Annotated in this window: 15 protein-coding genes and 1 tRNA gene; 12 read left to right on the top strand and 4 right to left on the bottom strand. The window is 70.7% G+C overall.

Annotated elements, in window-relative coordinates; all coding sequences use genetic code 11:
- The first annotated feature begins 185 nt into the window (after positions 1 to 185).
- Positions 186 to 1166, top strand: coding sequence for a hypothetical protein (locus ACJ8AN_RS35240; protein ID WP_407759956.1), 981 nt, complete (start codon positions 186 to 188; stop codon positions 1164 to 1166).
- A 21-nt stretch (positions 1167 to 1187) separates the two neighbouring features.
- On the opposite strand, the gene ACJ8AN_RS35235 is transcribed toward ACJ8AN_RS35240, so the two are convergent.
- The 3 genes from ACJ8AN_RS35235 to ACJ8AN_RS35225 all read right to left on the bottom strand — a co-directional run bounded on the left by ACJ8AN_RS35235 (position 1188) and on the right by ACJ8AN_RS35225 (position 4544).
- Positions 1188 to 2225 carry an acyltransferase family protein gene (locus tag ACJ8AN_RS35235; RefSeq protein ID WP_407759955.1) on the bottom strand — a complete coding sequence of 346 codons (1038 nt, stop codon included), beginning with the start codon at positions 2223 to 2225 and terminating at the stop codon, positions 1188 to 1190.
- A 143-nt stretch (positions 2226 to 2368) separates the two neighbouring features.
- Positions 2369 to 3712: a hemolysin family protein gene (locus ACJ8AN_RS35230; protein WP_407759954.1), complete on the bottom strand. Its 1344-nt coding sequence runs from the start codon at positions 3710 to 3712 to the stop codon at positions 2369 to 2371.
- Positions 3713 to 3728: 16 nt separating this feature from the next.
- The gene (locus ACJ8AN_RS35225; RefSeq protein WP_407759953.1) at positions 3729 to 4544 is read right to left on the bottom strand and encodes a tetratricopeptide repeat protein; all 816 of its coding nucleotides are present in this window, start codon (positions 4542 to 4544) and stop codon (positions 3729 to 3731) included.
- Between the two features lie 441 nt (positions 4545 to 4985).
- Here ACJ8AN_RS35225 and prfA point away from each other — a divergent pair, with 441 nt between their 5' ends.
- From prfA to ACJ8AN_RS35185, 8 genes are all read left to right on the top strand, one after another.
- On the top strand, positions 4986 to 6074 hold the full coding sequence (gene prfA, locus ACJ8AN_RS35220) for a peptide chain release factor 1 (protein WP_407759952.1): 1089 nt from the start codon (positions 4986 to 4988) through the stop codon (positions 6072 to 6074).
- A complete protein-coding gene (gene prmC / locus ACJ8AN_RS35215; protein ID WP_407759951.1) occupies positions 6071 to 6949 on the top strand; it encodes a peptide chain release factor N(5)-glutamine methyltransferase in 879 nt (292 codons plus the stop codon). The genes prfA and prmC overlap by 4 nt, the downstream gene beginning before the upstream one ends.
- A 10-nt stretch (positions 6950 to 6959) precedes the next feature.
- The gene (gene murA, locus ACJ8AN_RS35210) at positions 6960 to 8225 is read left to right on the top strand and encodes a UDP-N-acetylglucosamine 1-carboxyvinyltransferase (RefSeq protein ID WP_407759950.1); all 1266 of its coding nucleotides are present in this window, start codon (positions 6960 to 6962) and stop codon (positions 8223 to 8225) included.
- A gap of 185 nt (positions 8226 to 8410) precedes the next feature.
- Positions 8411 to 8800, top strand: coding sequence for a zf-TFIIB domain-containing protein (locus ACJ8AN_RS35205; protein WP_407759949.1), 390 nt, complete (start codon positions 8411 to 8413; stop codon positions 8798 to 8800).
- A 204-nt stretch (positions 8801 to 9004) separates the two neighbouring features.
- Complete coding sequence (locus ACJ8AN_RS35200) at positions 9005 to 10984, top strand: ABC transporter substrate-binding protein (protein ID WP_407759948.1); 1980 nt, start codon at positions 9005 to 9007, stop codon at positions 10982 to 10984.
- Between the two features lie 63 nt (positions 10985 to 11047).
- A tRNA-Gly gene (locus ACJ8AN_RS35195) sits at positions 11048 to 11120 on the top strand.
- Positions 11121 to 11194: 74 nt separating this feature from the next.
- On the top strand, positions 11195 to 13096 hold the full coding sequence (locus tag ACJ8AN_RS35190) for a TolB family protein (protein WP_407759947.1): 1902 nt from the start codon (positions 11195 to 11197) through the stop codon (positions 13094 to 13096).
- Between the two features lie 167 nt (positions 13097 to 13263).
- The gene (locus tag ACJ8AN_RS35185; protein WP_407759946.1) at positions 13264 to 14241 is read left to right on the top strand and encodes a hypothetical protein; all 978 of its coding nucleotides are present in this window, start codon (positions 13264 to 13266) and stop codon (positions 14239 to 14241) included.
- Here ACJ8AN_RS35185 and ACJ8AN_RS35180 read toward each other — a convergent pair.
- The gene (locus ACJ8AN_RS35180) at positions 14238 to 15989 is read right to left on the bottom strand and encodes a murein L,D-transpeptidase (protein ID WP_407759945.1); all 1752 of its coding nucleotides are present in this window, start codon (positions 15987 to 15989) and stop codon (positions 14238 to 14240) included. The two genes, ACJ8AN_RS35185 and ACJ8AN_RS35180, sit on opposite strands and share 4 nt — an antisense overlap.
- Positions 15990 to 16124: 135 nt before the next feature.
- On the opposite strand from ACJ8AN_RS35180, the gene ACJ8AN_RS35175 reads away from it, so the two are divergent.
- The 3 genes from ACJ8AN_RS35175 (at position 16125) to ACJ8AN_RS35165 (ending at position 23623) form a co-directional block, all read left to right on the top strand.
- Positions 16125 to 17159 (top strand): PA0069 family radical SAM protein, encoded by a 1035-nt coding sequence (locus ACJ8AN_RS35175; RefSeq protein ID WP_407759944.1) that lies wholly within the window; start codon positions 16125 to 16127, stop codon positions 17157 to 17159.
- A gap of 117 nt (positions 17160 to 17276) precedes the next feature.
- Positions 17277 to 20180 carry a carboxypeptidase regulatory-like domain-containing protein gene (locus ACJ8AN_RS35170; protein WP_407759943.1) on the top strand — a complete coding sequence of 968 codons (2904 nt, stop codon included), beginning with the start codon at positions 17277 to 17279 and terminating at the stop codon, positions 20178 to 20180.
- A 197-nt stretch (positions 20181 to 20377) separates the two neighbouring features.
- The gene (locus ACJ8AN_RS35165) at positions 20378 to 23623 is read left to right on the top strand and encodes a carboxypeptidase regulatory-like domain-containing protein (protein ID WP_407759942.1); all 3246 of its coding nucleotides are present in this window, start codon (positions 20378 to 20380) and stop codon (positions 23621 to 23623) included.
- Positions 23624 to 23636 lie beyond the last annotated feature (13 nt).

Here is a 23636-nt window from a genome sequence, read left to right as displayed (position 1 = left end):
TACAGGGTGGAGCAGGCGAAGAAGCCGCACGGGACGCGCCAGCGCACAGTCCGCCAACGAGCCCACGCACAACAGTGCGCAGCGCCCCGTGCAGCCCACTGCACACGGGCCGGGCCCTCCGTCCCGCAAGTGCCGGGAATCGCGGCACCGCGCGTCCTGGCCCGTGCACTGCAAGACAGGCCGGCATGCTGACGACGACCTCCCTCGCCCTGTCGATTCTGCTGACCTTCACGCAGCAGGAGGCCACACGCCCCGAGTCCCCGGCCCCCGCCGCGCCCGTCTCCGACGAAGCCGCGCCCACCCCGGTGCCCGAGGAGGCTCGCGCGGTGGAGACGGCGCCCGAGAAACGGGAGCTGTCCCGCATCACCTTGAAGGACGGCCAGGAGCTGCGGGGCGTGGTGGTGCACCGGGACGCGGGAGTGGTCGTGGTGGAGCTGGCGACGGGCGGCCGCCTGGAGCTGCCGGCCACGCAGGTGGAGCGCGTGGAAGCCGAGCCCCACGCCCAGGTCCGCGCCAACGGCGAGGTCTGGTTCCAGGATCCCAACCGCACCCGCTACCTCTACGCGCCCAGCGGCATGATGCTGCGCCAGGGCGAGGGCTACTTCTCCCAGAAGGAGCTCTTCTTCAGCTCCATGAACTACGGCCTGACGGACCACATCACCGTGCAGGTGGGCGCCGTGGTGCCCGCGTGGCTGGCCGATGGCGGCTTCAACCTCATCGGAGGCGTCAAGGTGGGCGGCTCGGTGACGGACAGGCTGCACCTGGCCCTCGGCGCGCAGGCCCTCTTCCTCCCCGGACTGGTGAATGGCTCGGGCGCCGGGATGGGCTTCCTGTTCGGAACGGCGACCTACGGCACCCCGGCCGCGCACGTGTCCCTGGCGCTGGGCAAGCCCCTCACGTTCGCCAGCGGCGAGGAGATCCTCAACCGCCACTACATCGTCGCGGTCAGCGGCAACGTCCGGATGACCCAGACGCTCGCGCTCGTCACGGAGAACTGGGTGATGCCCACCATTCTCGAGGGCCTCTCGGACAACCAACTGCCGATGATCAACTCCCTGGCGCTGCGCCTCTTCGGGGAGCACTGGTCGGTGGACCTCGGCGGAGTGCGCATCCCGGAGGTGCCCATCCCCATCCCCTGGCTCGACTTCACCTACAACTTCGGGTGACGCCGGAGGGGCCCGAGGGCCTCAGCGCTTGAGGCGCCGCGTCCACGCGAGGCAGGGCGCCTCCACCCAGGTGTGCAGCACGTGGGCGGCGGCGAGGCTCACCGCGAAGACGGCCGCGAGGAACGCCAGGGCCACCGCGTCCGACGGCGGGGCGACGCGCGCCTTCACGGCCAGCAGGAGCAGGCACATGGGCACGTGCACGAGGTAGAGGCTGTACGAGACGCGGCCGAGGTACTGGAAGGGCCGGGCCGCGAGCCACGAGTAGAGCCGCTGGCGGCGTCCGGCCAGGTAGAGGATGGACACGGTGGCGGCCGTCACGAACACGCGGCCATCGAGCTTCCACAGGCACAGGCCCCACAACCCGAGCGCGAAGGCGTACCAGACGGCGCGGGGCAGGCGGCCCTCGAGCGTCCACCACGTGAGCGCACCGGCCAGGAAGACGAACAGGTGGGGAGGCAGGTACCGCACGTGGACCGCATCGGACGCCGTGCGCACCAGCCCCGAGGGCCACGCCAGCGACAGCACGAAGAGGACGGAGAAGAACAGCGGCAGCACGCCCTCGCGGCCCGAGCGGCGCGAGAGGGCCTGGGCGAGCCCCAGCAGCACCGCGAACGCCAGGTAGAACTGGAACTCGATGCACAGGGTCCAGAACGCGGCGTTGAGCTGCCCGAAGCCCAGCACGTCCTGCAGGTAGAGCAGGTGCGAGAGCAGGTGCGGCCCCGAGGGCCACTCCGCGGGCTTCCCGGTCATCAGCGTGCGCAGGAGCAGGAAGCCGCACATCAGGCCCACAGCCACCCAGTACGGAGGATCCAGGCGCAGCGAGCGCCGGAGGATGAAGTTGCCGATGGCGCTGGGGGACAGCCGGGTGCGGCGCAGCGAGAAGGCGATGACGAAGCCACTGAGCGCGAAGAACACCTCGACGCCGAGCTTCCCGTGGGTCGCCACCCGCACCATCCACGCGGACAGCCACCCCGCCCCATCGAACCAGAAGAGGCCACCGGCGTGCGGCAGCACCACGGCGAGCGCGGCGAACCCGCGCAGCCCATCCACCAGCATCATGCGGCGCGAGGATGTCCTGGTGTCGCTGGCGGCCCCCTCCCCCACCGGGAGAGCAGGCGCCCCGGAGTCACCAGGAGGGGGCGCGGCGGGGGTGGAAGCCGGGGACGGGGAAGACATGCGCGGCGGCAACAATCGAGCGCGGCTCACGCATCCGCGGGGGCCACCACCGGGGGAGGTTTCGGGCCTGCCTGGGGCTCGACCGTGACGCGCACCACGCGCGGGCCCTCGACCTCCTCCACCTGGATGCGCCACATGTCCAGCTTGAGCGAGTCCCCCTTCTCCGGGATTCGGCCCAGCCTGGCCATGATGTAGCCCGCGATCGTCGTCACCTCGACGTCCTCGTCCTCGATTTCGAACGAGACGTCCAGGCGGTCCTCCAGGTCGTCCAGCTGGGCCGTGCCCGGCAGCTCGAAGCGTCCGCCCGGCAGCGAGCGCACCTCGTCCACCCGCCGCCCCAGCTCGGCCACGTCCCCCACCACCTCGGCCACCACGTCGGCGATCGTCACCAACCCCGACGTGCCGCCGTGCTCGTCCACCACGAGGGCCGTCTGACGGCGCCGCCGGCGGAACTCGTTGAGCAGCTGCTCGAGCGTCACGTGCTCCGGCACATACAGCACCGGGCGCTGCACCTGGGACAGGCTGCGCAGCTCGCCGCGCGAGAGGAGGAAGAAGAGGTCCTTCACGTTCACCACCCCCTCCACCTCGTCCATGTTCCCCCGGCACACCGGCAGCCACGTGTGGCCCGCGGCGCGCGCGTCGGAGATGCACTTGTCCAGCGGCTCCTCCATGTCGAGGAACTTCACCTGGTTGCGCGGCACCATCACCTGGCGGGCCGCCTTCTGGGCCATCTCCAGCGAGCGCTCCAGCAGCTCCGCGCGCGCCGTGGTGATGGCGCCCGCCTGCGCCGAGCTGTGGAGGATGACGCGCAGCTCGTCCTCGCTGTGGGCGTCGTGGGACTCGTGCGCGGTGCCCAGCCCGAAGGCCTTCAGCACCCAGCCCGCCACGCCGTTGAGCAGCCAGATGGCCGGGTAGAAGACGAAGTAGAAGAGGCGCATGGGCAGCGCCACCGCGAGCGTCGTCTCCTCGGCGCGCTGGATGGCGAAGCTCTTGGGCGCCAGCTCTCCCACCACGATGTGCAGGAAGGTGATGATGGCGAACGCCACGGCCACCGCTATCGAGTGCGCCAGCGCCACCCCCGCCGCCTCCGGCACCAGCCGCGTCAGCACCGGCTCCAGCAGGTGGGCGAACGCCGGCTCACCCAGCCAGCCCAGGCCCAGCGACGCGAGGGTGATGCCAAACTGGGTGGCGGACAGGTAGGCGTCCAGCTTCTCCACCATCTTCAGGGCGTTGCTGGCACCCGGCCGCCCGTCGTCCGCCATGGCCTGCAGGCGCGTGTGACGGATCTTCACGATGGCGAACTCGGTCGCCACGAAGAACCCATTGGCGAGGACCAGCAGGATCGCCAGTCCGAGGAAGACCCATTCCATAGAGGAGCTCAGACGCTCAGAAGAGCGCCTCGAACTCCGGGTCGCCCTTCAAGGAGTCGAACATCGTATCCGTGGCCAGCCAGCCCTGCACCTTCTGGCGATCCGCCGCCACGGCCTTCTGCAAGTACGTCAACGCATCCGGCCGTCGGCCCCACAGCGCATAGAGGGCGGCCAGGTTGTAGTTGAGCAGCAAGTCCTCGGCGTTGAGGGCGCGCGCCTTGTCGTACGAGCGCTCGGCCTCGGCGTAGAAGCCCTTCTGCGCGTAGCAGATGCCCAGGTCCAGGTGGGCCTCGAAGTTCTCCGGCTCCAGGCGCACCACTTCCTTCAGCTGGGTGATGGCCGAGCGGTAGTCCCCCTCGTCCATCAGCAGCGCGGCGAGCTCGTGCCGCGGGAAGGCGTCTTGGGGGTCCAGCTCGATGGCCGTCTGCAGCTCGCGCATGGCGTCTTCAATCCGGCCCTGGTCCGCGTAGGTGAGGCCGAGGTTGAGGTGCGCGTCGGGGTACTCGGGGTCCAGCTCGATGGCCTCGCGGTACTCGGTCACCGCCATCTCGGCCGCATGCGTGGAGAGGAAGCAGGCGAGGTTGTAGTGGGCGGTGGGGCTCTCCGGCTCGAGCTTGAGCGCGGTGAGGTACTCGCCCAGGGCCTCGCGGAAGAGCTTCTTCTCGGCGTAGACGGTGGCGAGGTTGTCGTGCGCGTGGGCGGAGCTCGGGTCGAGGTCGATCGCCTTCTTGAATTCCTTTATCGCCTCATCGAGCCAACCGCGATCGGCCAGTTCGATGCCGCGCGAGTTGTGCTCGTCGGAGAGTACGATGTTGTCCGTTTCCCGGGCCATGAATTCGCGGGGCAATGTAGGCGCCGCGAGTTTCACGGCGCAAGGAAGAGTCATCCCACCCGACGAGGGCCTGGCGGGTCCACCTTCAGGCTGCCCCGAGGGGTCCGCCCCTGTGGACTCCGGCGCAGAGGAAAGGGGTGCTCGCCCCCTCCCCCGGAGACCAGGAGAGGAGGCAGGCAGGCAACTACTTGCGGCGCTCGCGAGCGCGGCGGCGCTTGAGCGACGCCTTCTTCGAGGAAGCGCGGTTGGACAGCTTCTTCTTGCTGCGATTTCCCTTCTGGGCAGGCATCTTCTGGTACTCCGTATGAGCGGAAGTGGGCCGCATTGGCGGCAGCAGACCGCCCTTTTTTCACGCTCCCGGCCCGGAAGTCCACGGAATTTCTTGACCCCGTCCGGCCTTGCCTGTGGCCAGACAACGGGGCACAACCCCGAACCAGACCGATGATTGACAAACTCGAAGAGGTGGAGCGCAAGTTCGAGCGCCTCACCGCCGACCTGTCCAACCCGGACATCATCTCCGACACGGCGAAGCTCCAGCGCGTCTCCAAGGAGCGCGCCGCCCTGGAGAAGCTGGTGGAGACCTTCCGGGCGTACCGCAAGGTGCTCGCCGACCTCAAGGAGGTCGAGGCCTGGCTCGGCAGCTCGGACCCCGACGAGAAGGCCTACGCCCGCGAGGCGCTCCCCGGCCTCAAGGAGCAGCGCGAGGAGTTCGAGGGCCAGCTCAAAATCCTCCTGCTGCCCAAGGATCCCAATGACGAGAAGAACGTCATCATGGAGATCCGCGCGGGCGCCGGCGGCGACGAGGCCGGCCTGTTCGCCGAGGAGGTCATGCAGATGTACCTCCGCTACGCCGACCGCAAGGGCTGGAAGTCGGAGATCATCGACATGGGCGCGGGCAGCGTGGGCGGCGTCAAGGACGTCACCATCATGCTCTCGGGCGACGGCGTCTACAGCCACATGAAGTACGAGTCGGGCGTGCACCGCGTGCAGCGCGTGCCGGCCACCGAGGCCCAGGGCCGCATCCACACCTCCACCATCACCGTGTCGGTGATGCCCGAGGCCGAGGACGTGGACATCAAGCTCAACCCGGCCGACATCGAGATGCAGGTGATGCGCTCGACGGGCGCGGGCGGCCAGAGCGTGAACACGACGGACTCCGCGGTGCGCCTCATCCACAAGCCCTCGGGCATCGTGGTGAAGTGCCAGCAGGAGAAGAGCCAGACGAAGAACCGCGCCATGGCCGAGCGCATGCTGCGCGCCAAGCTCTACGAGATTGAACAGGAGCGCATCCGCAACGAGCGCGACTCCATGCGCCGCGGCCAGGTGGGCACGGGCGACCGCTCGGAGAAGATCCGCACCTACAACTTCCCGCAGGACCGGCTGACGGATCACCGCATCGGCCTCACGGTGCACAACCTGCCGGCCATCATGTCCGGGGGTGTCGAGGACGTCATCACCGCCTGCCGCACCCACTACCAGGCCGAAGCCCTCAAGGAGCAGGTGGGCGGAGGCCCCGGCAAAGGCGCATGAGCGAGCCCTGGACCCTCCGTAAACTCCTCACCTGGACGACGCAGCACTTCGAGAAGAAGGGCGTGGACGCGCCCCGGCTCACCACCGAGGTGCTGCTCGCCCACGTGCTGAAGACGACCCGGGTGCGCCTGTACGTGGACCTGGACCGGCCCCTGGAGAAGGCGGAGCTCACCACCTTCCGCGCCCTCATCGAGCGGCGCCTGGCCGGCGAGCCCACCCAGTACCTCACCGGCGTGCGCGAGTTCTACAACCGCCCCTTCAAGGTGGACCCGCGGGTGCTCATCCCCCGGCCCGAGACGGAGCTGCTCGTGGAGGCCGCCCTGCACCAGCTGCCCAAGGACGGCCCCGGCACCGCGCTGGACGTGTGCACCGGCTCGGGCTGCATCGCCATCAGCCTCGCGGCCGAGCGCCCCCAGGCCACCGTCCTCGCCACGGACCTCTCCCCGGAGGCCTGCGCGCTCGCCCGGGAGAACGCCCAGGCGCTCGGCGTGGCGGACCGGGTGACGGTGCTCCAGGGCAACCTCTACGCCCCCCTGCCTCCGGACGCCCGCTTCGACGTGGTGGTGTCCAATCCCCCCTACATCGCCTCGGGGGAGATTCCGGGCCTGTCCGCCGAGGTGCGCCGCGAGCCCCACATGGCGCTGGACGGGGGAGCGGACGGGCTGGTGCTCATCCGCAAGGTGATCGAGGGAGCCCGCCGGGTCCTCAAGCCTGGCGGACTGCTTGCAATGGAGATCGGCGAGACTCAGGGTGCCGCCGTCAAGGGGCTGCTCCAGGCCGCGGGCTATGAGGACGCGCGCGTGGAGAAGGACCTCGAGCGGCGGGATCGCCTCGCTTTTGGGACACAACCCGTGGCCGCCGGGCCACAGGGGTGAGACGGGACAGATGGACAAGATCATCGTGAAGGGTGGCCGCCCGCTGCAGGGCGAAGTGAACGTGTCGGGCGCGAAGAACGCGGCGCTCCCCATCCTCGCCTCGGCACTGCTGGCGGACGGCAAGAGCGTCTACCGCAACGTGCCGGACCTGGCCGACGTGAAGACCATGCTCAAGGTGCTGGAGACCATGGGCTGTGGCACCGCGCGGCTCGAGGGCCGCAAGAAGGACGTGTGCGAGGTGGCCATCGAGGGGCCCATCACCCCCGAGGCTCCGTATGATCTGGTGAAGACGATGCGCGCCTCGGTGCTGGTGCTCGGCCCGCTGTTGGCCCGCTTCGGCCGCGCCCGCGTGTCCATGCCGGGCGGCTGCGCCATCGGCGCGCGTCCCATCGACCAGCACCTCAAGGGCCTCAAGGCCCTGGGCGCCGACATCACCCTCACCGAGGGCTACGTCGAGGCCCGCGCCAAACAGCTCAAGGGCGGCACCGTCAACTTCGACGTCATCACCGTCACGGGCACCGAGAACGTGATGATGGCCGCCGTGCTGGCCAAGGGCCGCTCCGTGCTGGAGAACTGCGCGCGCGAGCCCGAGATCGAGGAGCTCGCCCGGGTCCTCAACAAGATGGGCGCCCGGATCGAGGGCGCGGGCACCTCCGTCATCACCATCGAGGGGGTGGACGCCCTCGAGCCGGTGGAGCACGCCATCCTCCCGGACCGGATCGAGGCGGGCACGCTCATGGTCGCCGCGGCCATCACCGGCGGCAACGTGCTCGTCAAGCACGCCGTGCCCGAGCACCTGGAGTCCGTCATCCTCAAGCTGCGCGAGACGGGCTGCACCATCACCTCCGAGGACAACGGCCTGCGCGTGAAGGGCCCCAAGGTCCTCAACTCGGTGGACGTGAAGACGACCGAGCACCCCGGCTTCCCCACCGACATGCAGGCCCAGCTGATGGGGCTGATGACGGTGGCCAGCGGCACCTCCGTCATCTCGGAGAGCATCTTCGAGAACCGCTTCATGCACGTGCCGGAGCTGCACCGCATGGGGGCGGACATCACCATCCAAGGCCACACGGCCGTGGTGAAGGGGGTCAAGCGCCTGTCTGGCGCCCCCGTGATGGCCACGGACCTGCGCGCCAGTGCCTCGCTCGTCCTGGCCGGCCTGCGCGCCGAGGGCAAGACCGAGGTCCAGCGCATCTACCACCTGGACCGCGGCTACGAGCGGCTGGAGCGCAAACTCCGCAAGCTGGGGGCCGATATCCGCCGGGTGAAGGCCTAGCGGCGCCGGGTGGAGGCCTGGTCCTGGGGGTCCCCGGGTAGGTGCTCGTGAACACATTGGCGCGGTTGGGTTGCATCTCAAAAATCATGCGACCTATCATTCTCTGAACGTCCAGGGAGCAACACGCTTCCCTGGACGCCCCCCACGGGAGCGAAGCTTCCCCCTACAGGAGAATGACCCACCCCATGAATTGCCCCGGTTGCAGCGTCGAGATGGCCGAGCTCGAAAGCGACCACGAGACGCTGCGCAAGTGTGGAGAGTGCGGCGGGCTGTGGATTGACGTCGCGGATCTCAACCGGATCCTCCTCCACAACAACCTTCCCGGGCTCGAGAGCCAGGGTGGCAAGGTGGACGCGGAAGCGCTCACCGGCCAGTGTCCCGAGTGCCAGGTGGATCTCATCCGGGTGGACGGTGGTGATCGTCAGCACCCGCTGCACTACGACACCTGCGAGTCTTGTGGTGGCATCTTCCTCGAGTCGGAGTTCGCCGACGCCACGGACACCCAGGTCGCCGAGCAGGAGATCATCGACTTCTTCCGCCACTTCGGCGCCAAGAAGAAGACGGCCGCCGGCTAGCACGCGACGCCCCGACGCTCCCTCGCGAGCGTCCTCTCTCCACCCGCCCCTTCCGGGCCCGTTTCGCGCGGGCCGGGAACACCCCCGTTCTGTCCTCCCTCCAGTCCCCTTCCCGGGATGAAAGCGTCGGGTTGCCTGTTGGCGAACCTTGACACCCGGGCGCCAGGGGATTGAGTAGGCGCTCGAATGCCAAGAGGGAACGGAATGCGACGTCTGGGGTGGGTGTGGCCGTGCGCGCTGTTGCTGGGCGGCTGCCCGAGCAGCTGCTCCAAGCAGTCCGAGACGCCCGATGCGGGAGCGGTCGTCACCGGGCCCGAGCAGCTCAACGAGAAGGAGCCCAACGACCGGCCCGAGCAGGCCGTCACGCTGGGGCGCGACGCGACGGTGAGCGCCAGCCTGGGCGCGGATCCCTCCAAGCCCGACGAGGACTGGTACCGGCTCGCCCCGGACAGCCCCCGCGTGGCCGATGTGAGCGTGTCCGGCATCCCCGGCGGCAACGTGGTGCTGGAGGTGTACGACGCCCCCGGCGTGCGCAGCGCCTCCATCAACAGCGAGGGCGACGGCAAGCCCGAGCGCTTCCCCAACCTCTACGTCGAGCGCGAGCGCTGGGTGCGCGTGCTCTCGGCGCGCAAGGGCACCGGCGGCGCCTATACGCTCGAGCTGCGCTACCACATGGCCGAGGACGGCGTGGAGCGCGAGCCCAATGACCGGGCCGTGGACGCCTCGCCGCTGCAGCTCGGCCAGGCCATGGCGGGCTTCCTCGGCCACGCGGGCGACGAGGACTGGTACCGGCTGGAGCTGCCCGAGCCCCCGGGGGGTGGCACGCCCCCGGCCCCCGCCCCCGCCCCCGCCCCCGCCCCGGCTCCGGGCTCGGAAGGGGCCACCGGTGCCACGCCCGGCGCCGAGCAGCCCGCCCCGGGCCAGGCGCAGCCCGCCGAGGGCACCGGCACCCCGCCTCCTCCAGGTGCCTCCGAGACAGCGCCCGCTCCCGAGGAGACGGCGAATGCGCCCACCGGTGAGGGCAACACCCCGGCCGGGACTGGCGCGCAGCCGGCGAATCCCTCCGGGTTCCAGGTCCCCGTGCCCGTTCCCGGCCAGGGCCTGCAGCCCGCCGCCGAGGAGCCCGCCGCGGTGGCGCTGAAGATCGAGCTCACCGGAATCGAGGGCGTGCGTCCGGAGCTGTCGGTGCTGTCCGCGGCCGAGGCCCCCCTGTTCACCACCCCCAAGGGCAAGGAGGGTGAGGGTTTCTCGCTGCGCAACATCGGCGTCCGGGCGAGCGATCGCGTGGTGTACGTGGTGGTGAAGAGCGGCTGGTCGGGCACGGGCAAGGACGCGAAGCGGGGCTTCAACTCGGAGAAGGCCTACTCGCTCACGGTGTCCCTGGAGGAGGCCGGCGCCAACGCGGAGCTCGAGCCCAACGACGAGCTGTACAAGGCCACGCCCCTGCCGATGACCGGCTTCAAGGAGGGCTTCATCTCGCCCAAGGGAGACGCGGACAACTTCGTCCTGAAGGCGGCCGAGCCGGTGCTCGCCAGGCTGGAGCTGTCCGGCGTGGAGCGCCTGGACCTGGAGCTGTCCGTGGTGCAGGCCCCCGAGGGCGAGGGCCAGAAGGAGACGGTGCTCCAGCGGGCCAACGACGGCGCCATCAAGGAGCCCGAGCGCCTCAACAACGTGGCGTGCAGCGGCACCTGCTACTTCCGGGTGCAAGGCGCCGCGCGCAAGGACGAGAAGGGCAAGTGGGTGCGCGACTACGAGAACGCGGACCAGCCCTACCGCCTCTCCATCACCACCGTGCCCGACGACGGCACCCAGGAGCGCGAGCCCAACAACGCGCCCGACCGCGCCACCGAGCTCACCCCGGGCAAGGCGGTGCGCGGCACCGTCTACCCGCTCAAGGACGTGGACTACTACCGGTTGGATTTGTCGGACCGGCCCGTGCGCACCCCCATCAAGGCCACGCTGCTGGGCATCCTCAAGGTGGACGTGGGCCTGTACCTGCACCGTCTGGGCGAGGACGGGAAGCTGGCGCTCGTGCAGACGTCCGATCGCGCCAAGGGAGATCAGCCCGAGGTCATCCGCTACAGCGCCGAGCCCGGTGTCTACCTCTTGGAGGTCCGCGACGCCCGCAACCGCGAGGCGAACTTCCAGGATGCCTACCAGCTCACCGTCGAGGAGGGCGAATAGCCCGGGCTGACACTTCTCGTTGACAAGCAGCGCCCGGCTCCCTACTTTGGCCCTGCTTGCGACGCGGTGGTAGCTCAGTTGGTAGAGCACGAGCTTCCCAAGCTCGGGGTCGAGGGTTCGAATCCCTTCCGCCGCTCACCTGAGGCCGACAGTTCTCTGGACAACCAGAGGACTGTCGGCCTCTTCTTTTTCTGGGCCACAATGCGCCGCATGCGCATTCCCGCTCTTCTCTCCACTTCCCTCGCGCTGCTCCTCCTGGTCTCCACCGGATGCGAAAGCGGCGGAGGCAGCGGCCCGGATGGCTCCAACGGTGACGGCAACGGCGACGAGATTCCCCTCACCGGGCTGAGGTCCATCTCCGTCGAGCCCGCCGACCAGGTGCTGCTCATCGAAGCCGGACAGACGCCCGCCTCGCAGACCTACAAGGCCATCGGCACCTTCGAGGGCGGCGTCACCCACGACATCACCTCGCAGACCCGCTTCTCCGTGGACAACGGCTTCATCGGCGGCTTCTCGGGCAGCACCTTCACCACCTACAAGAACCAGGGCGGCGTGACGACCGTCTCCGCCCTCGCGGGCTCCGTGCGCGGCACCACCCAGGTGTCCGTGAAAATCCACGCGGGCGTGAAGGACCCGGGCTCCAGCTCGCTGCCCGCCGACCCGCAGGCCCCCTTCTCCGGCACCGCCAGCGCCTCGCGCACCCCGGAGCTCGTCTACCCCAACGACGGCGTGCTCATGCCCCCCAACATGCGCGGCGCCGAGCTCCACTTCCTGCCCGGCACCTCCAACACCCTCTTCGAGCTGTCGTTCCAGAACTCCGTCACCGACCTCAAGGTCTACCTGCGCTGCCCCGTGCCCATGAACGGCGGCTGCATCTACCGGCCCGATGACACCACCTGGCTGTGGCTCACCCAGACCAACCGCGGCGGCGAGCCCGTCACCGTCACCCTCCGCGGCACCGACGACGCGGGCTCGCAGGTGGGCACCTCCGCGCCGCTCTCCGTCTCCTTCTCGCGCGATGACCTCACCGGCGGCCTCTACTATTGGACCACCTCCAACAGCACCGCCATCATGCGCTTCGACTTCACCAGCGGCTCGCAGACCACCGGCGAGAAGTTCGCGGGCACCGAGGTCGCCGGTGGCGAGTGCATCGGCTGCCATGCGCTGTCGCGCGATGGGAAGAAGCTCGTCGCCGAAGCCAGCGGCCAGGACTCCGGGCGCCTCGTGCTGATGGACGTGGGCACCAAGACGCTCCTCGTCCCCTACAACCAGGGCGCCAACTCGCCGGACAAGAGCATCTTCGAGTCCTGGAACCCCGATGGCTCGCAGTACGTGGGCGTCTACGCGGACTCGGGCGCCACCGACTTCAACCTCATGCTCTTCGACGGCAACACCGGCAAGAAGGTCCAGAGCCTCGCCGGCACCGGCACCAGCGCCAGCCCCGCCAACCACCCCGACTGGTCCGAGGACGGACAGAAGATCGCCTTCGTGCGCATGGGCGACAAGGGCACCAACCAGCGCTTCGGCCGGGGCTCCATCCAACTGGTCACCCGCACCGCCACCGGCTGGGGCGCCCCGGTGACGCTCGTGCCCGCGGTGGCCGGCAAGAACCGCTACTACCCGGCCCTCTCCCCGGACAACTCCTTCCTCCTCTACGACGAGTCCACCTGCCCGAGCGGCACCACGCTCGCCACGGATTGCAACGCCGACAGCGACGCGTCCGCGAAGCTCTTCGCCGTGAAGGCCCAGGAGGGCGCCACCCCCATCGAGCTCGCCCGCGCCAACGCGCCCGGCAAGCGCGACCCCGGGACGAGCCTCACCAACTCCTTCCCCAAGTGGGCCCCCTTCCTCTACCAGCGCACCCGCGATGCGAGCTCGCGGCTGCAGTGGGTGACGTTCTCCTCCACCCGCCGCTACGGGCTGCGCGACCCGCTCCCCGGCGGCAGCGAGAACCCCAACGGCACCCTGCTGTGGATCGCCGCCGTGGACCCGGACAAGGTCGCGCTCGGCCAGGACCCCAGCTACCCCGCGCTCGTCCTCCCCATCCAGGACCTCACCACGTCCAACCACATCGCCCAGTGGACCCGGGAGGTCGTCCCCGTCATCCGCTGAGGTATTACGAACGGCCGGCGGCACCTCCCTCCGCTCGGGAGGGGCTGCCGGCCGTGCCCCGTCCCCTTTCGAGCACCTCCCCTGCCCCGCCGGGCAGCCCGGACGCCGGGGGAATTTTCCGGCGCGGCCAGCTGTGCAGAGTCCGCGTGAATCCATTCCTTGCCCGCTTGCTCCGTAGCCGTTCGGCCCTGCTCTTCCTCGTCGCGGGCCTGCTCCTCCTGGCCCAGTACGCCCTGGCGGCCGCTCCCGAAGCGGCGGCGGGGGATGCGAATGCCGGGCAGGCCTCGGCTCCCGCGGAGCTGCTCTCCCGGGGCTTCAGCGGCGCCCTGCGCGCCGTCGTCGTGCCTCCGGGCGAATCCCTCCAGACCCACCTCTCCTTTCGTCAGGAGCTGAAGCAGGCGCACTGGTTCGCGCTGGGCTCGGGCGCCCAGGCTCCCGCGACCGCGTCCAACGAGGGCCTCGAGGCCCCGGTTCAGCCCGGTGTCTGGACGCTCGAGGCCACGCCCCAGGCGAGCGCATGCGCCGTCATCACCCCCGTGCGCTTCGACGGCTCGCGGACGCACCTCAACGGCTACCACATCGGCCGCTGGCCCGCGCGCGAGGCCGGCCGCACCGGCCGCTACGCCCCTCCCGAGCACCTCATCGAGGTGACGCCCCAGAACCAGGACGCCGCCCTCTCCGAGCACTTCCGCCTCCGCCACTTCCTCACCAAGGACCAGGCCAACGTGTGGCCCAAGTACCTCGCGCTGGACCTGCGGCTGGTGGACAAGCTGGAGCTCGTCGTCCAGGAGCTGCGCACCATGGGTTTCCCGGCCCGGGGCGGGCTCCACGTGATGAGCGGCTTCCGCACGCCCCAGTACAACGGGCCCGGGGAGAACGGCCGCGCGAAGTTCAGCCGCCACACCTACGGCGACGCGGCCGACGTCTGGCTCGACGACAACGGCGATGGGCAGATGGATGACCTCGATGGCAACGGGCGCGTCGACGTGAAGGACGCCGAGGTGCTCGCCCGCGCCGTGGAGCGCGTGGAGCAGCGCGTGCCCGAGCTCGTCGGCGGCTACGGCGTCTACCGCGCCACCAGCGCCCACGGGCCCTTCGTGCACATCGACGTGCGCGGCACCCCGGCCCGCTGGAGCAACCGCTAACCGCGCGAGCCGCCGGGCACCGGATTCCCCGACAGCGCCCGCAGCACCTCCGCGTCGTGCTGGTAGATGTCGCGCCGGAACCCGATCCGGCCCTCGGCGTCCACGAAGGCCGTCCAGTACAGCAGGTACACCGGCACCGGCGCGGGCAGCTGCACCCGCTGCGGCTCGCCCGTCACCTTCAGCTCCGCCTCCAGCCAGTCCTGCGTCCAGCCCCGGTAGCCTCGCAGCATGAAGTCCGCGAGCTTCGCCGGCTCCGCCACCCGGACGCACCCATGGCTCAGCGCCCGCTCCCGCTGCGCGAAGAGCGCCGGGTTGGGCGTGTCGTGCAGGTAGATGTCGAAGCGGTTGGGGAAGATGAACTTCACCTGGCCCAGCGGGTTGGACTCGCCCGGCGCCTGCGAGAAGCGGTACGGCAGCGCTCCCGGCTCCAGCCCGTTCCAATCCACGGTGCTCGGGTCCACCTCCTGCCCCGTCGCCTTGTCGAGCACCTTCAGCCCGAGCGCCCCGGCCGCCCCCGCGTCCTCGCGCAGCTTCGGCAGCACCTCCTCCTCGGTGATGCCCTGGGGCACGTTCCACTCCGGATGCAGCACCAGGTACTCCACCTCGTCCTCGAGGACGGGCGTGCTCCACTCCGGCTCCGTCATCCCGATGATGACCGGCATCCGCAGCACCGTGCGGCCCTGCTCCACCGCCTCCAGCTCAAAGGCCGGCAGGTTCACCATCACGTACCTCGGCGCCAGGTCCCTCGGCACCTGGCGCCAGCGCTCGAGGTTCACCAGCAGCTGGCCGATGCGCTCGCCCACCGGCACCCGCAGCGCCTCGAGCGTCTCCGGGCCCACCTTCCCGTCCACCCCCAGCCCGTGCCGCCGCTGGAAACTCTTCACCGCCTCCGCCAGCCCCGCGTCGTAGAGGTCCTCCGGCGGCGGCTCCTCGGGCGAGGGCATCTCCAGCGCCGCGTGGACGAGCTCGTCCGCCAGCACCACCGTGCTCACCCCCGGCTCCTCCGGACGCAATAGCCGCTCCCCGGGCGTCGTCGGCAGGTCTCCCATGACACGCAGCTCCTCGCGCAACACCGCCACCCGCGCGTCCCGCCTTCCCCGCTCGAGCGGCGGGCCCTCGGGCACCAGCGGCCAGCCCCCCGCGGCCGCGATGGCCCGGTAGCGCCCGAGCGCCTCGCGCAACCGCACGAAGCCCTCCTGGCCCGGCGAGAGGCCGCGCAACGTGCCGGTCACATCCCCGCTCAGGAGCGCGCCTTCCAGCACCGCCGCGAGCACCCTCGGCCCCGGGGGCTTCGTCCTCCAGTTGATCAGCGAGGACACCTGCCCCGAGAGCAGATGGGACGCGTAGGTGAGGAAGCTCGACGTCAGCCCCAGCTCCACCTCCATCCACGCGTCCTCCGCCCCGCCCCCCAGCGTCAGCCGGCGCAGGGACGCCTCCAGGGCCGAGCAGTGGTAGCGCTCGGGCCACAGCCCCTCCGCCCCGGCCTCGTGGAGCGCCGCGAGGTACTGGCCCACCTGGGGCCGCGGCGCTCCGTCGTCGGCGAACCAGGCCGGCAGGAAGCCGCGCTTCTCGTAGAAGCGCAGCAGGGCCCGCGCCGTCTCCTTCGGCTCCTTCTCCGCCCGCGCCCGGACGTTGGCTGCGAAGGACTCGGAGGACGCGGAGACCACGAAGGACGCACGCGTCGCGTCCGCGGCGAGCGCGGGACTCGCGAGGAGCAAGCCGCACAGCAGCGCGAGCCAGGGGCCCATGGCCCGACGGTAGGCATCTCCATGGGAAGCGGCAGACGAGCAGGCCCGCCCGCTCGCTCTCCTGACCGTTCAGGTCTGGGGACACCCGGCCAATCAAGCCTTGACTGAACGTCCTTTCAGCTTCACCGTGGGCATGTGAAGCCTCGTCCCGTTTCCAATCCGCCCAACCCCTGGGACACCACCGCGGTGGAGTACCTGGAGGAGATTCCCCCCGCGAAGCTGGAGGTGCTGGAGGATCACAGCCGCGAGGTGCTCGGACGCAACGACAGCCCGGACGTGGGCTTCACCTGGAGTGTCAATCCCTACCGGGGCTGCCTCCATGCGTGCGCGTACTGCTACGCCCGGCCCTACCACGAGTACCTCGGCTTCGGCGCCGGCACGGACTTCGAGACGAAGGTGGTGGTGAAGCCCCGGGCCGCGGAGCTGCTGCGCGCCGCCTTCGAGCGCAAGAGCTGGAAGGGCGAGACGGTCGCCTTCAGCGGCGTCACGGATTGCTACCAGCCGCTCGAGGCCTCGCTGCGCCTCACCCGCGCCTGCCTCGAGGTCTGCGCCGAGTACCGCAACCCGGTGAGCATCATCACCAAGGGCCCCCTCATCGAGCGGGACCTGGACGTGCTCCAGACGCTCGCGCAGGAGGCCCGGGTGTCGGTGTTCATCACCCTGCCCTTCCATGACGAGCAGGTGGCGCGCGCCATGGAGCCGTACGTGGCCACGCCCCGGAGGCGGCTGCAGACGATGGAGAAGCTGGCCGCCGCGGGCATCACCGTGGCGGTGGCGGTGGCGCCCGTCATCCCCGGGCTCAACGACGAGGACATGGTGCGCGTGCTCACCGCGGCGCGCGAGGCCGGTGCCACCCGTGCCTTCTACACGCTGCTGCGGCTGCCCGGCCCGGTGCGGGCCGTCTTCGAGGAGCGTCTGCGCGAGAAGCTCCCCCTGCGTGCCGAGCGGGTGCTGCACCGCATCCGCGCGACGCGTGGAGGCGAGCTCAATGATTCGCGCTTCAAGGTGCGCATGCGCGGCGAGGGCCTCTACGCGGACACCATCCACAAGCTCTTCCACAGCACCGCGCGCCGCGTGGGTCTCAACGACGCGTGGACAGCGGAGGAAGAACAGAAGGAGAGCCCCTTCCGCCGCCCCATGAAGCCCGGCACGCAGCTGAGCTTCTTCTGACGCCCATCGCGCCCCGGGGTTGACGCGGAAGGCACTGCCCACCGTACGCTCCCGTGAGGCCGTTTCCCGCGGTGGGAGCTTCGGGCCGGAGAGGGGCAGCGACGGATGCGCCGGTGGGTGGGAATCGGAGCGGTGCTGGCCGTGCTCGTGGCCGCGCTCGGGTACGTCTTCGGTCCGAAGACGGGAGGCTCGACGCCCGGCACGGACGGGACGGAGACGCGAACGGAAGGAGACGCCACCGCGCGCCCGCTTCCGGTGAATGCGCTGCTCGGCGCGCCCCTGCCCTCTCCCCGTGGGAGTCTCTTCATCCGCGGCTCGGTGCTGGGGCTCGACGGCCGCCCCGTGGCTGGCGCGGTGGTGGTGGCCACCGCCCCCCCTCCGGACGAGACCTCCTCCGACGAGGACCTCCCATCGGCCGAGGAGCAGATGATGGAGCGGCAGGGCGAGGCCCCGCCCCAGGCGCGCACCACCACGGATTCGGAGGGACGCTTCTCCCTCGAGGAGCTGGAGGAAGATACCTATGCGCTCTGGGCCGATGGCTCCTTCGGCACCGTGTTGCGCGAGGACGTCCCCGCGGGCTCGGAGGGCGTCGAGCTGCGGGTGGGCCCGGGCATGCGCTTCTCGGGCCATGTCCAGGATGAGAATGGGAATCCCATCGAAGGGGCGCTCGTCACCGTGCTGCTCGCCGGACCTGGCCGCTACTTCGACACGCTCTCGGATGCCCGGGGAGACTGGCGGCTCGGGACGTTGCCGGTGGGGCTCTACGCGCTCGTCGTCACCCATGCGGGCTTCCTGCCCGAGTACGACAACGTGAGCGATGAGCTGGCCTCGAGCGAGCTGAAGGTGACGCTCTACCGGCCGCTGCGGCTCTTCGGACGGGTGCTGCGGGAAGGCCGTCCCGTGGCTGGAGCCCGGGTGCGGGCCCGGGGAAACCAGCCCGAGCGAGAGACGTCCACGGACGCCCAGGGTCGATTCACCTTCGAGGGCTTGCGGCCGGACACCTATCAGGTGAGCGCCACGCAGGCGGAGCTGGATGCCATCCGGAGCGTCCTGCTCGAGCCCGGGAGGGAGGCCGCGGACGTGTTGCTGGAGCTCGGCACGGGCGCGCGGTTGAAGGGGACGGTGCGCGATGCGGCCGGCCACCCCATCGCCGACGCCACCGTCGAGGTGATGGTCGAGCTGCTCCCAGAAGGAGAGAACCTCGAGAACACGGCGCTCACCGCCTCGGATGGAACCTACCTGCTCGGCCCCGTTCCAGCGGGTGAGTACCGGCTCAGAGCAGCGGCCCGGCGGTACGCGGACTCGCACGCCGGGCACACGCTGAGGGAGGGGCTCAACACCCTGGACTTCACGCTCGACTCCGCCCTCCTCATCGAGGGCCGGGTGCGGGACGCCGCGGGCCAGCCGCTTCCAGGCGTGACGCTCGAGCTGGACGAGGAGGGCACCGGGGAAGAGCCCGGCCCGGGTGTGGACGCCACCACCTCCGACGAGGAGGGAACGTTCGTGCTCGTGGCCGAGCATCCGGTCAATCACCGCCTGCACGTCCATGACGGGGAGCACCTCTCCATGAGCCAGACCGTCCGGGCCCCTTCGAGTGGAGTCCCGGTGGTGCTGCGGACCGGAACGGCTCTGGAGGGAGAGGTGGTGGACGAGAAGGAGGCGCCCCTCCCAGGGGCCCAGGTCCTGCTGCTGCCAGAAGGGAAGCTCCGCGGGCGCGAGAGCCAGGACATGAGACAAGCCCTCACGGATGAGCGGGGCCGCTTCACCCTGTCGGGCCTGGGGACCCGCACGTACCTCCTCTCGGTCTATTCGAAAGCGGAGGCGGGCGAGGAGGTGCGGACGCTCACCCGGTCCATCGAGGTGCGGGGAACGGAGCCGGTGCGGGTGCGGCTCCAGCTCCAGCGCTCCGGGAGACGGGTCCTCTCTGGCCTCGTCGTCGATGACACCGGGAAGCCCATTCCCAAGGTCACCATCGGACTCGAGTCCATGAAGCTGGAGGACCCTTCCCAGGAGAGGTGGTTCCAGCAGGAGTCGGCCCAGAGCACCCTCACCGGAGCCGATGGACATTTCGAGCTGCGTGGCCTTCCAGAGGGGAGCTACCTGCTGACCGCGAACGAGGAGGGGCATCGCCTCGAAGCGGAGACGAATGGGCTCGAGTCCGAGGGGAGACAGGGCCTCCAGGTCCGCGCGGGCGACACGGGCGTGCACGTCGTCCTCACGAGGCTCGGACGGATCCATGGGCGCCTGGTGCGCCCGGATGGCTCGCCCGTCACGCGCTTCACGATCGACGACGAGCAGCAGGTGGATTCCCAGGGAGCGTTCGACCTCCCCATGCATGACTCCGCGCCGGAGGAGCTCGTCTTCACCGCCCCGGGCCTGGCCCCCACGAAGCGCGAGGTCGCGGTGAAGACGGGGGAGGTGCTCGAGCTCGGTGAGGTGGTGCTCTCCCCGGGCCGTGAGGTGCGAGGCCGGGTGGTGGATGCGACCACGGGGGCGCCCGTGGCCGGGGCGACGGTGGACGTGGGTGCCGAGCCAGTGGAGGAGGGGGAGCGCCTCCGCCTCCCGGACGCCTCCACGAGCACCGCTCGGGACGGGACCTTCACGCTGCCTCACGTGCAGGAGCGTCCGCTCACGCTCGGCGTGGCGCACCCGGATTACCTCCTGGTGCAGCTGGCGCTCGGCCCCGGGCGGACGGAGGTGACCGTCGCCCTCCAGGCGGGAGCCACGCTCCGCGGAAGGGTGCGGCTGCCGAGCGGGAGCCGGTTGAGCATCGTCGTCACGACCCACACCCCGCACGGTGGCTACGGGAGGGGCACGGCCGCCCAGGGGAACAGCTACGAGCTCCGAGGCCTGCCCGCGGGCACCTACTCCGTCAGTGCCTGGGCGAGCGACAACGAGGGGCCGCCGCGGAAGCTCCGCCCCCAGCAGGTGGAGGTTCCCGCCAGGGGCGAGGCGGTGCTCGACCTGGATGCGACGGACCCCCGCGGATTCGTCGGCGACGGCGAGGACGTCGAGGACTGAGGAACCCGCGGTGGAAGCACGGAGGCTGGAGGGTGCCCACCGGGAAGACGCTCTCGCGGTGAAGCCGGGCACGCCAGCAGAGCTTCTGCTGCTCCGAGGCCCGCGCCGGGGTTGACGCGCGAGGCACTGCCCACCGACGCTCCCGCGAGGCAGCTGCACGCGGCGGGAGCTTCGGGCCGGAAGAGGGGCAGCAACGGATGAAGCGGTGGGTGGGAGTTGGAGCGGTGCTGGCCCTGCTGGTGGCCGCGCTCGGGTACGTCTCCGGTCCGACGTGGGGGCGCCCGGCGCCCGGCGCGGAGGGGACGGGAACACGGAGGGAAGGAGACGCCACCGCGCGCCCGCTTCCGGTGAGTGCGCTGCTCGGCGCTCCCCTGCCCTCCGCGCGGGGAAACCTCTTCATCCGCGGCACGGTGCTGGGACTCGACGGCCGCCCCGTGGCCGGCGCGGTGGTGGTGGCCACGGCCCCCACTCCGGGCGAGACACTCTCCGAGCTGCCCTGCCCCTGCGACGGCGGGCCCCCCACGAAGCTGCCCCGGTGCGCCTGCGCCACGTCCCTCCGCCTGCTCGTGGAGCACGGGGTGGAGCGGCGGGGAGAAGCCTCGCCCCACGCGCGTACCACCTCGGATGCGCAGGGGCGCTTCTCGCTCGAGGGACTGGAGGCAGGCACCTACGCCGTCTGGGCCGAGGGCGCCTTCGGCACCGTGCTCCGCAAGGACGTCCCCGCGGGCTCGGAAGGCCTCGAGCTGCGGGCGGGCCCGGGAATCACCTTGTCGGGCCGCGTCCGCGATGAGGATGGCAATCCCGCCGCGGGGGCACTCGTCACCGCGCTGCTCGTCGAGCCCAGCCGCTTCTTCGACACACTCGCCGATGCCGAGGGGAACTGGCGGCTCGGGCCGCTGCCGTGGGAGACCTATCAGCTCATCGTCACCTGGCCCGGCTTCCTGCCCGAGCACGAGAAGGTGGACGAGGAGCGGGCCTCGGGGCCGCTGGAGACGACGCTCTACCGGCCGCTGCGGCTCTCGGGGCAGGTGCTGCGCGAAGGCCACCCCGTGGCCGGAGCGCGCGTCCACGCCGCGGGAGGCAATCACGAGCAGGACACCTCCACGGACGCCCAGGGGCACTTCACCCTCGAGGGCCTGCGGCAGGGCAGCTGCGCGGTGAGCGCCTCCCACGCGGGCCTGGATGCGGGCCGGAACGTCTGGCTCCAACCGGGTGCGGAGCCCCAGGACGTGCTGCTGGAGCTCGGCACGGACACGCGGGTGACGGGGACGGTGCGCGACCCGGGCGGCCACCCCATCGCCGGCGCCACCGTCCGGGTGAAGCTCGGCGTGGACCTCGTCGAGGACCCCACGAAGAACACGCGGACCGCCGAGGATGGCACCTACACGCTCGGCCCCATTCCCCTGGGCTCGCACCGCCTCACGGCCGTGGCCCCGCGCTACTACAGCGCCTGGGCCACCCTGCACGCGTTGGAGGAAGGACCCTACTCCCAGGACTTCACGCTCCAACCCAATCCCCTCGTCCAGGGCCGCGTGGTGAACGCCGCGGGCCAGCCCCTCCCGGGCGTGAGGCTCGAGCTGAAAGAACAGGGCACCGGGGAAGCGAACGACGCGTGGTCGGACACCACCACCTCCGCGGAGGATGGAACGTTCGTGCTCGACGCCCTCCAGCCCATCGACCACCGGCTGCGAGCGCGGCTCGAGGATTTCCTCCCCACGGACCAGACCGTCCGGGCGCCCGCGAGTGGAGTCCAGGTGGTGCTACGGGCCGGAGCGGGCGTGGAGGGCGAAGTGGTGGACGAGCAGGAGCGCCCCGTCCTCCAGGCCCGGGTCGTGCTGAAGCTCGCGGACCCGCACGGCGCTGAGGAGTCCGCGTGGTCCAGGGAGACCCGCACGGACGAGCGGGGACACTTCCGCATGCAGGGGCTGGAGCCCGGCGGGTACGTCGTCTCGGCCGGCTCGGAAACGGGAGAGGAGCTCCGGACGGGCGGCCCCCAGCCCGTCGAGTCGCGGGGAACGGAACCGGCGAGGGTGCGGCTCCAGCTCCAGCGCTTCGCGGGACTGACGCTGTCGGGCATCGTCGTCGATGAAGCGGGGAATCCCGTCTCGGGCGCCACCCTCGCGCTCCAGCCCGAGGAGCAGACGACTCCCGAGCAGGTGGGGTACTTCCAGATGCGGCGGGGAGAGCCCCGCACGGGGGCCGATGGACGCTTCCAGGTGCACCACCTCATGGCCGGGCGCTACTGGCTGCGCGCGAGCGCCGAGGGCTATCGCTTCGAGCAGGCCCCGGATCAGCCCAGGTACCCGGTGAGGGTGAAGTCCCATCCCCCGGGCGTCGAGGCCCGGGCGGGTGCCACCGACGTGCGCATCGTGCTCGAGAAGGCCGCACGGCTGAGGGGGCGGGCGGTGCGCCCGGATGGCACACCCGTCACGCGCTTCAAAATCGGCCAGTGGCTGGAGGTGGACCCACGGGGAGCGTTCTCCCAACCCATCTTCGCGAGCGGGGAACAGACGCTCGTCTTCACCGCCCCGAACCTGGCCGAGACGACACGCACGGTCGTGCTGAAGGAGGGGGTGGATACCGAGCTGGGAGAGGTGGTGCTCACCCCGGGCCGCGACGTGCGAGGCCGGGTGGTGGAGGCGGCAACCGGAGCGCCCGTGGCCGGGGCGAAGGTGAGCGTGGGGATTGGGCTGGGGGAGATGGTGAGGCTCCCCGGCATCTGGAGAGACGAAGTGAGGACCGCGCGGGACGGGACCTTCACGCTGACCCACCTGAAGGAGAGCCCGCTCACGCTCGGCGTGGATCACCCGGATTACCCACAGGCGCGGATGATGCTCACCGCCCGGCAGACGGAGGTGACGGTGGAGCTCGACGCGGGGGCCACGCTCCGGGGCGAGGTGCACCTCGCGCGCCCGGGCCCTTTCGAGGTCGACGTCTTCAGCCCATACGGCACCGGGAAGAAAGCGCACGTCGTGGGGAACCATTACGAGGCACGGGGCCTGCCCGCGGACACCTATGCCCTCCTCGTCCGGACGACGCGTCCCGGTGAGGCGTCCAATCTGGCCGTCCCGCCCCGGCCGGTGGTGATTCCCGCCAGGGGGGTGGTGGTGCTCGACATCCAGGAGACGCCGGCCCGCGCCACGCTGCGGGTGAGGCTGGCCGGGCCCCCGGTGCCGCAGGCCGTGTTCTTCCTGGTGATGGGAAGCGTTCCCCTCCCGGACTCGGAGCAAGCGCTCCTGCGGCTGCCGTGGCTGCACGTCGTGCCCCGGGGCGCGGACGCCAACGTCTTCCAGGGGGTGCCGGCGGGGCACTACACCCTGCTCGTCCGGGCGCTCATGGAGGACGGGCCCCAGTGGTACCGCGAGGAGCTGGAGCTGCCCGGAGAGGGGGAGGTGTCTCGCGACATCTCCCCCCGGTGGGTAGGGATTCCGGACCCGCGGTAGCGACAGCGGAGGA

It is taken from the genome of Archangium sp., from assembly GCF_045802675.1.
Taxonomy (GTDB): Bacteria; Myxococcota; Myxococcia; order Myxococcales; family Myxococcaceae; genus Archangium.
This window is presented reverse-complemented; position numbering and strand designations above follow the sequence as displayed.

Bases quoted from the DNA above. Each gene is read 5' to 3' on its own strand.
- ACJ8AN_RS35190 (WP_407759947.1), top strand. From the start codon at position 11,195: ATGCGCATTCCCGCTCTTCTCTCCACTTCCCTCGCGCTGCTCCTCCTG.
- ACJ8AN_RS35240 (WP_407759956.1), top strand. From the start codon at position 186: ATGCTGACGACGACCTCCCTCGCCCTGTCGATTCTGCTGACCTTCACG.
- ACJ8AN_RS35225 (WP_407759953.1), bottom strand. From the start codon at position 4,544: ATGGCCCGGGAAACGGACAACATCGTACTCTCCGACGAGCACAACTCG.
- ACJ8AN_RS35230 (WP_407759954.1), bottom strand. From the start codon at position 3,712: ATGGAATGGGTCTTCCTCGGACTGGCGATCCTGCTGGTCCTCGCCAAT.
- prfA (WP_407759952.1), top strand. From the start codon at position 4,986: ATGATTGACAAACTCGAAGAGGTGGAGCGCAAGTTCGAGCGCCTCACC.
- prmC (WP_407759951.1), top strand. From the start codon at position 6,071: ATGAGCGAGCCCTGGACCCTCCGTAAACTCCTCACCTGGACGACGCAG.
- ACJ8AN_RS35205 (WP_407759949.1), top strand. From the start codon at position 8,411: ATGAATTGCCCCGGTTGCAGCGTCGAGATGGCCGAGCTCGAAAGCGAC.
- ACJ8AN_RS35235 (WP_407759955.1), bottom strand. From the start codon at position 2,225: ATGATGCTGGTGGATGGGCTGCGCGGGTTCGCCGCGCTCGCCGTGGTG.
- ACJ8AN_RS35200 (WP_407759948.1), top strand. From the start codon at position 9,005: ATGCGACGTCTGGGGTGGGTGTGGCCGTGCGCGCTGTTGCTGGGCGGC.
- ACJ8AN_RS35165 (WP_407759942.1), top strand. From the start codon at position 20,378: ATGAAGCGGTGGGTGGGAGTTGGAGCGGTGCTGGCCCTGCTGGTGGCC.
- murA (WP_407759950.1), top strand. From the start codon at position 6,960: ATGGACAAGATCATCGTGAAGGGTGGCCGCCCGCTGCAGGGCGAAGTG.
- ACJ8AN_RS35180 (WP_407759945.1), bottom strand. From the start codon at position 15,989: ATGGGCCCCTGGCTCGCGCTGCTGTGCGGCTTGCTCCTCGCGAGTCCC.